Annotated in this window: 7 protein-coding genes; 3 read left to right on the forward strand and 4 right to left on the reverse strand. The window is 43.9% G+C overall.

Features of this window, described 5'->3' with window-relative positions; all coding sequences use genetic code 11:
• Window positions 1-127: 127 nt before the first annotated feature.
• Complete coding sequence (locus QZZ54_RS16410; RefSeq protein WP_290704353.1) at window positions 128-1,024, reverse strand: LysR substrate-binding domain-containing protein; 897 nt, start codon at window positions 1,022-1,024, stop codon at window positions 128-130.
• A gap of 175 nt (window positions 1,025-1,199) precedes the next feature.
• On the opposite strand from QZZ54_RS16410, the gene QZZ54_RS16415 reads away from it, so the two are divergent.
• Together QZZ54_RS16415 and purU are read left to right on the forward strand one after the other, a co-directional pair.
• A complete protein-coding gene (locus QZZ54_RS16415) occupies window positions 1,200-3,641 on the forward strand; it encodes an FAD-dependent oxidoreductase (RefSeq protein WP_290704355.1) in 2,442 nt (813 codons plus the stop codon).
• A 147-nt stretch (window positions 3,642-3,788) separates the two neighbouring features.
• A complete protein-coding gene (gene purU / locus QZZ54_RS16420; RefSeq protein WP_290704382.1) occupies window positions 3,789-4,649 on the forward strand; it encodes a formyltetrahydrofolate deformylase in 861 nt (286 codons plus the stop codon).
• A 150-nt stretch (window positions 4,650-4,799) separates the two neighbouring features.
• On the opposite strand, the gene maiA is transcribed toward purU, so the two are convergent.
• From maiA to fahA, 3 genes are all read right to left on the reverse strand, one after another.
• Window positions 4,800-5,429, reverse strand: coding sequence for a maleylacetoacetate isomerase (gene maiA, locus QZZ54_RS16425; RefSeq protein WP_290704385.1), 630 nt, complete (start codon window positions 5,427-5,429; stop codon window positions 4,800-4,802).
• Window positions 5,430-5,478: 49 nt separating this feature from the next.
• On the reverse strand, window positions 5,479-6,015 hold the full coding sequence (locus tag QZZ54_RS16430) for a VOC family protein (protein WP_290704388.1): 537 nt from the start codon (window positions 6,013-6,015) through the stop codon (window positions 5,479-5,481).
• Between the two features lie 83 nt (window positions 6,016-6,098).
• Window positions 6,099-7,412 carry a fumarylacetoacetase gene (gene fahA / locus QZZ54_RS16435; RefSeq protein ID WP_290704391.1) on the reverse strand — a complete coding sequence of 438 codons (1,314 nt, stop codon included), beginning with the start codon at window positions 7,410-7,412 and terminating at the stop codon, window positions 6,099-6,101.
• A gap of 125 nt (window positions 7,413-7,537) precedes the next feature.
• Between fahA and QZZ54_RS16440 the strand changes: the two genes are divergently transcribed.
• Window positions 7,538-8,443: a LysR family transcriptional regulator gene (locus QZZ54_RS16440; protein ID WP_290704394.1), complete on the forward strand. Its 906-nt coding sequence runs from the start codon at window positions 7,538-7,540 to the stop codon at window positions 8,441-8,443.
• Window positions 8,444-9,076: the final 633 nt, after the last annotated feature.

The raw sequence follows: 9,076 nt of genomic DNA on the forward strand, positions 1-9,076 counted from the left end.
ATGCTGATCAAAATAGACTCCGGAATCTGGAGTAGCAGCTTACCCAGAAAAGCTAATTGGCCAACGCTAAACATCGCCGTATAAGCCTACCTTACTGCACACCCTATAGAGGCACCTGGCTTTCGATTTATGAAATGTCATTTTGAAGCCACTCGATGAAAGAGCGGATGTTATTTTGCTCCCGCATATCCCTTCGACATATAAGCCCCCATTCACCGAACTCTTCAATGCCATGAGGCGTAGGCCTGATCAGTCGCCCCGCAGCCAGATCACGCTCCGCAAAGGGGCCATTAACCAAGGCAATTCCCTCTCCGTCCATCGCCATCTCTAAAGCCATCGCAGTGCTATCAACGCTGATGTTACTACCTGATATATTTTCGACTCCCAGCGGTTCAAAAAAATCATGCCACTTCCAGGATTCTGAGGTGACTGAAATTAAGGGATACTGTAATAATTCCTCCGGGTGCAAGTTAGTTTTATGCTTGGTTAACGTCGGGCTACAGACAGGAAACAGCGTTGGCTTAAACAGAGGAATCCAACAAAAGTGGCTCTCAGGAGGCTGACGACAAAATATGAACCCTATATCTGCAGTCGCTTCATCAAAGTTTTGTTCTTCGATACATGAGATCAACTGTACGTCGAACTCAGGATGAAGCTTTCTGAAACGGGGTAACTTACGCGAAAACCAACGAATCGATATCGATATATAAGTTTGTACCCGCAGTGATGCAGGGTTGGCACTTCGCCGCATCATTTCACTACCGTTGATTAATAGATCTAATGCTTCCCTGACGATTGGATAGTAACGATGCCCCTCTGGAGTGAGGGTCATCTGTCGGTTGTGTCGATAGAAAAGCTTAACCCCTAAATCTTCTTCCAGACTCTGTATCTGATGACTGATCGCCGGATGTGAAAGGTTTAACTCTTCAGCAGCTTTGCGAAAACTGAGTTGCCTCGCAGTACTTTCAAAGCCTTTTAGCGCTTTGAGCGGGGGAAGTTTTCTGTGACTTAAAGGTTTATTCATAGTCAGACATATCTTACTTAATATATTTTTTCTTACGCTTAATGGTAAGAAAACTTACCACTGTTAAATTTTTTGTCAATTGTCGACTTCTACTTCATATGTAAGTATCAGCCTAAGATGCAATGAATCGACCGTTGTTAATCACATTCCTGATGATGCAAATTTAGGCTCTAATATGACAGATAAAAAGGCACTACCCTCTAAATCTAAAGTTGTCATCATAGGTGGTGGAATAGTCGGCTGCTCAATCGCCTACCACCTGGCTAAACAGGGAGTTAAAGATGTTGTGGTGCTGGAACGGAAACAGTTAACCTGCGGCACAACCTGGCATGCTGCCGGATTGGTAAGTTTACTTTGGCCGACCCCATATTTAACCAGCCTTGCCAAATATAGCCATGAGCTCTACGCCTCTCTGGAGGAGGAAACAGGCCAGGCGACCGGCTACCGCCAGATAGGCAGTTTATCTATAGCGCGTAATGAAGAACGCCTGGAGGAGTTAAAAAGAACATCATCAATGGCAAGTGTTTTTGGCGTCGAGTCTGAGATGATTGATAACGATCGTCTTGAGGAACTATACCCAGGAATAGATACCAACGGTGTTATAGGTGCCTTATATATAGAAAAGGATGGGCAGACTAACCCGGTTGACACCACGATGGCTTTGTCCAAGGGGGCTAAGTTACATGGGGCTAAGGTCTTTGAGAATGTAAAAGTCGAAGAGATTCTCACCGACAATGGCAAAGCCGTCGGTGTTCAAACTGACCAGGGTATGATCACCGCAGACACGGTCGTACTAGCCGGTGGATTATGGTCCCGTGATATTGCAGCCAAAATTGGTGTCGACCTACCCCTATATGCCTGCGAACATTTTTATGTGGTAACCGACGATATGAAGGGGCTGAGTAAGCGCCCCGTTCTGCGTGACTTTGATAAAGGCGTCTATTTCAAAGAAGATGCCGGCAAGATGTTGGTCGGCTGGTTTGAGCATAATGCACGTGGATGCTCAATGGACCGGATTGCCGAAGACTTCTGCTTTGATGAATTCCCCTGTGACCTGGATCATATTGAAGAATACTTGCTGCGCAGCATGGAAACATTCCCCGCATTGGAAGAAACAGGTATTCGTACTTTCTTTAATGGACCAGAAAGCTTCACACCAGATAACCTTCACTTGCTTGGGCCAACACCAGAAGTAGATAACTTCTTTGTCGCCTGTGGCCTAAACTCGAAAGGAATTGGTGCGGGGGGTGGTTTAGGCAAGCTGATGGCTGACTGGATTATCAATGGTCATCCATCAGGTGATATTTGGGAGTGTGATCTGCGGCGTCTCAATTCAGTCCAGCGTGAACAGTCTTATATTGAAGAGCGTATTCCCGAAGCACTGGGTCACACCTATGCGATGCACTGGCCATTTTATCAATATAAAACCGCACGGGACCGCATTCAATCACCTCTCTATGACGTATTGAAAGAACAAGGTGCCTGTTACGGCGAAGTCGCCGGCTATGAACGACCAAACTGGTTCGCAAAGCACGGAGCTAAGGCTGAATATTGCTACAGTTATAAGCGCCAAAACTGGTTTGATTTTTATGCTCAGGAACATATGGCGGTACGTCAAAATGTCGGAATTTACGACATATCATCTTTCGGCAAGTTTGAAGTCTCTGGTCCAGATGCATTAAAAGCACTTCAGTGGATTTGTGCTGGAGATCTGTCAGGGGAAACCGGCTCGCTCACTTACACCCAATGGCTGAATGCTCGTGGCGGCATTGAAGCTGATGTCACAGTATCCAGAACCGGTAAAGACAGTTTTATGATTACCACCGGTATCGGATCTGTATACCGTGATTGGTGGTACCTGAAGAAGAACCTGAAAGGCAATGTTCAGCTACGGGATATAAGTGCTGATTACTCTTGTCTTGCATTACAAGGTCCGAATGCACGGTTAGTGTTAGAAAAAGTAGCCGACACTGATCTGGGGGCTGACGCATTTGTATTTGGCACGGGCCGTTATGCGAATGTAGCAGGTGTAACTGTCTGGCTTCAGCGGTTGTCCTACGTTGGTGAACTAGGGTGGGAAATATTTGTACCTAAAGCTGATTCCGTAAGAGTCTTTGCTGAGTTGCAAAAAGCCGGGGCTGAATTTGAAATTAGCAATATCGGGTTGCACGCCGTAAACAGCCTTCGATTAGAAAAAGGCTTCCGTCACTGGGGCCATGATATTGGGGCAACTGACAACCTGATCCAGGCGGGGCTCAGCTTTGCTGCAAAGCCTGATGCGGGAGACTTCATCGGTAGGGACGCCTTTATCAAAGCCAAAGCTGCCGGATTACCCGATCGCCGTATAGTCCAGTTTCAGCTAAAAGATCCAGAACCGCTTTTGTATCATAACGAACCGATTATCATGGATGGCCGTATTGTCGGCTATCTAGCATCCGGTATGTACGGCCATGCTGTTAAATCTGCTATTGGTATGGGCTACGTAACGGTAGCGGATCTATCCGCAGATCGAATTAAGGAGGGACACTTTGAGATAGAGATCGCCAAAACACGTTTTGAAGCGCAAGCGTCGCTACGCCCCTTCTATGATCCATCCAGCAGCCGAATGAAAGCTTAATGAGCAATACCATTAAGGGTGTTGCTGCTGCGCAAATTTTCAACGCAGCAACATTGATATCGTAAATATTGATCGGGGTTCCACCCTGATTGAATGCCGTTCTTTTTAAGAACAACGAAAGATAAACAACTCTCTATTGGATACCAAATGAAAAACAAACCTTCATTTAATCTAAAAATCAGTTGCCCTGGTCGATCAGGCATCATTGCAGCTATTGGTAATTTTTTTGTCGACAGCGGTTGCTTCATAAAAGAGCTGCATCAGTTTGATGATTTAGATTCAAAACGTTTTTTTTCATCTATTGAGTTTGTCTTTGAAGGTGATAAAAAACCAAGTGTTGAACAATTGAAAGCGGCATTCGAGGTAACTGCCTTGCGATTCGACATGGAATGGGCGATTCATGACATGACCGAGCCGACTAAAGTATTAATCATGGTTTCTAAATACGACCACTGCCTTCGCGATCTCTTATATCGGCGTTCAACCAATGAGCTCAACATAGAAATTACAGCAGTGGTTTCTAACCATGAAGAGTTGCGTTACCTGGTTGAACGAGAAGGTATACCGTACATCTATTTACCGGTAACGAAAGACACCAAGGTTCAGCAGGAAGCTCGGCTGTTAGAAATCGTTAAAGAAACACATAGCGAACTTGTCGTGCTTGCCCGCTATATGCAGATACTTACAGATAACATATGTACCACTCTTGCTGGGCGCTGTATCAATATCCATCACTCTTTTTTACCAGGTTTTAAAGGCGCAAAACCTTATTACCAGGCATATTCAAGAGGTGTGAAGTTGATCGGGGCAACTGCCCACTATGTGACACCAGACTTAGATGAAGGCCCTATCATTGAGCAGATGGTTGAACGGGTAAATCATGCATGTGACGCAGAGACCTTAACCCTGGTAGGGCGTGATATTGAAGCCCAGACGCTTGCCCGCGCAGTTAAATATCATGTAAACCATAGAGTTTTTCATAATAGTTTACGTACGGTTGTCTTTTAATAGAAGTAATACTCAGGGCGCATGCTGCTGACTTGTCAGCAACAGAGTAACCAATAAGGTTCTGGAGCTTACGAAAGTGCCATAACTTAAAATATTCAGAAGATAACCTTTAGCCAGCACTTGCTAAGCTATGCAGTTCGGGCATCCAGTTCAAATATTTTCATCTGGATGGGCCCTTGAAAAGGCATCTATTTTTTGGCAGTTGGACTCAATACGTTTAATAACTTTCAACTGATCCGTTTCAATCTTGAATCGCTGTGCATTATATAACTGAGGAATAAGGCAGATATCAGCCAGGGTCGGCTGGTCTCCAATGCAGAAATCACCCGTCTTATTAGAGGCGCTGAGGAACTCCTCTAATGATTCCAACCCCACTAACATCCAATGTCGGTACCATGCTTTTCGCTGCTCACCGGTAATCCCCACCTCATCCGACAGGTAGTTCAACACCCTGAGATTATTAATCGGGTGGATATCGGACGCGATCATACCCACGATTGAGCGCATCATCGCCCGCTCGTTGATATCCGTAGGAATAATAGATGGCTCAGTTACCTTTTCATCAAGGTATTCACAGATAGCAATTGACTGATGAATAAGCTGACCATCATCTTCAAGAAGAGGCACTAAACCCTGGGGGTTTTTTAGCAGATAATCCCTGTTCCGCTGCGCGCCTTGTACTAGATCAACCGGGATTTGTGTATACGCAATTTTCTTTAGATTCAGCGCAATCCGAACTCTATAAGCTGCAGATGAACGAAAATAGTCATATAAAATCATCTCGAAACCTTAATGAAAATTATCATAAATGACGATTAAGCTAGTCGATCTAAGAGAACTCTTCATCATGTAACCAGGCGGCATGCTTAGGTGCCTTTTTAGTCTGGCTCCACTCCTCTAACATTAATGGAGCCACTTCTGCCAACTGCTTCATCTGCTCTGGAGTGCCTGAACGATAGGTCAATTCCAAACGATGACCATTAGGATCAAAGAAATAGATTGAGTGTATGATGCCGTGGTTTGTTACCCCTAAAACATCAAGCCCTTTAGATTCAAGCTCTGCTTGTGCTTCAAGTAGGGCATCCCGATCTTCCACTTCGAAAGCGATATGCTGAACCCATTCAGGAGTATTAAGATCTCTGCTCATTCTCGGAGAGTTGGGCAATTCAAAAAAAGCCAAAATATTGCCATGGCCTGCATCCAGAAACAGATGCATATAAGGATCTGGCTCTTTAGTCGAGGGGACTTTGTCTTCAGCAATCGCAACTAAAAAGTCCATATTCAGATAATACTTATAAAACTCTACCGTTTCTTTTGCATCGTTGCAGCGGTACGCAACATGATGAATCTGCTTAATGTTTATCATGGGGGTTCCTTATCTTTGAATTTTTCTTATTTTTTAAAGAAATAGAATACTTAAATCAATTACTCAAAACCGGGCCACTATCCCTAAGAAATAACGGCTCCAGACACTTCACCAAAACCTATCCGACGAGCACTGTTGCCACTGCACCAGCCTTTAAGAATGACTTTGTCTCCATCTGCCAGGAAGGTTCGCTGTTCACCATTAGGCAAGGTGAAAGGTTTTTTCCCACCGGAACTCAGCTCTAACATAGAACCTGTTTCACCTTCACTCGCACCTGACTGAGTTCCTGTACCCAGGAAATCACCTGTTCTCAGGTTACAGCCGGTAAGCGTGTGGTGAGCAATCATCTGAGACAGAGTCCAGTAAGACTGAACGAAATTCGATTCCGCTAGCCGTACAGCTGGAGAAGAAGTCTCGCGCATTTTTTCAGTTTCCAGATACACTTCTAACTTGATATCTATCGCACCCGAATCTCTTAGTGAATCAGAGTCCAGATAAGCTAAGGGTTGTGGATCATCTGAGTCCCTTGTCCATTGCGCTCGAAATGGCGCCAGTGCTTCCATAGTTACGATCCATGGCGATACCGATGAAATAAAGTTTTTAGAAAGAAAAGGCCCCAGCGGCTGGTATTCCCACGCCTGAATATCTCTGGCTGACCAATCATTCAACAGACTCACACCAAAAGCGTGATCTTCTGCACTGTCCAAATCGATCGGAGTCCCGAGGTTATTACCTACGCCCATATAAACACCCAGTTCAAGCTCATAATCCAAACGCTTACAAGGGCCTAACGTTGGCGCATCAGCATCGGGCAGTTTTGTTTGACCTATAGGTCTGGGGAAGTTAACGCCTGAAACAACAATTGACGAAGCCCTGCCATGATATCCAATCGGTACCCACTTATAGTTGGGTAACAACGGATTATCAGGCCTGAAAAGAGAGCCTACCGTAGTGGCGTGATGTATCGATGTATAAAAATCAGTGTAGTCTCCAATAGTGCAAGGCAGAGAAAATTCAATCTGATCCTGAGGCACTAAACATTCAACAAGCGCCCCTTTCATCTCTTCAGTAATCTCATTACGTAACAACTGAGATAATCTTAACCGTAATGCTGACCAACACTCTTTTCCTAGTGCCATATAGGCATTCAGTGAGTTCCCACCACAAGCTTCAATACCTGAAAGCGCCAGGTCATCAAATAAACCAGTATCTTTAGCCTTGACCAGATCAACCACCTGATCTCCAATCGCAACACCGCCTCTGAAAAGTTCAGAGCTTTCGCGTCTACGAAAGATAGCAAAAGGCAGATTCTGAATTGGAAAATCGGTCCCAGGCTCATTTGCTGAGTCTACCCAGCTTATGAGATCTGGACTGTGAGTTTCATTAAGTGCAGTCATTGTTGTTCTGTCCACCATATAAAATCGATATGACTACACTATATACATTGATAAACAGTACACAATACGCATAATTGGACATTACTATTCCATAAATGGAACGATAATAGGCAATCAGAGGGTATATGAGTAATTTCGATGACATTTATAGCTTTAGTAAAATTGCTGAGCTAAATAGTTATACCAAAGCGGCCAAGCAGTTAAATATCCCTAAAGCGACCCTGAGCAGGCGGATAAAAAATCTTGAAGAACGTATGAGCGTTAAACTCATTAACCGCGATACCCGAAAGCTAAGCCTTACCGAAGCCGGCATACATCTCTATAAAAGTAGCTCCTACCCTCTGGCACAGCTCAGAGAGATTGAGAATGAAGCCTCTAATTTTCAGACAAAACCAGCCGGCGACCTGAAAATCACCCTGCCCGTGGAAGTTTCTATCCGCTTGTTAAACGACATAATCTCTGATTTTGTCATGCTTCACCCCCAGATTAACCTGGAAATATTCTTTACTAATGAGGTCGTCGATATCATTAATGATGGATTTGATCTGGCGATCAGAGGAGGAGCCCCTAAAGACTCAAATTTAATAAGTAAAAAGATACTCTCAAGCAAACTGCATTTTTGTTGTTCCAGAACCTACTTCGAAGAACATCAGCTGTTATCCCATCCCAATCAGATTAGCAGCCAGAACTTTGTAACCTTTGACTCCCCTACAAGTGAACATATAAAGATCACCCGAGACAGTGAAGAAATCATCCTTCACACCAGAAACAGCCTCAACGTTAACAGTCTCGACATGGTGCTCCAGTGCGCACTGAAAGGCTATGGCATTGCGATGCTGCCAACCTCAGTTTGCTACGATGCACTAGAGTCTGGTGCATTAATACCATTATTCAAAGACTGGAGCACCCCGGAAATTGCGCTCTATGCGCTGTACCCGAATAGAGTAAAAACTAACAAGTTGCAGCTATTCATAGAATATATAGAACACCGATTAAGAGATATTGAGCTGAAATTTAAAGCCTTTGAGTAGCACCCCCACTTAGCTGCCATATTCTTTAAGTCCTTTTCAGATAAGTTTGAGTTCAGCTCACATTAACGTCCACACCTCGATACTGTACTAATCTAGCCCGCTATCACCAGTTAATGGCATAGCTTCTAGAACCTTCTTAACAAATCCAGGACGTTAATAATGATTACACCTAACGACTAATATTTATAAAAAAAGGTATCGTATCTGTCATTTTTCATGCTTTACTCATGAACAGGCCCAAATAGAACAAAGCCTGTGAGACATCAACTAAAGACCAATGCGATACAGAAATATTACTATTGATGTATTTATAGGTATCATATTATAATGATTCAGATCAGTTAAATCGTAGAAAACCAACCACTCTATCGATAAGATCGATGTATTTAGCAGAGCCGCGCAATTTCAGGGAATGCGGCACACAGCTTAATGCGACTGCCCAAGACAACTGCATGAGCATATATATGTTGATTCCGAGAAGGTATTAATCTATAAATGCTTAACATATTTAGTAATAAACAATAATAATAGTACATAGAGGAAGACATAATGAATTTAAAGAAAGCGCTTGCGATCGGTTTATTCATGGGTGTTGCAGGTCAAGCAACAGCAGCAGATACGACTCTGCGTGTA

Source organism: Amphritea sp., from assembly GCF_016744155.1.
Lineage (GTDB): Bacteria > Pseudomonadota > Gammaproteobacteria > Pseudomonadales > Balneatricaceae > Amphritea.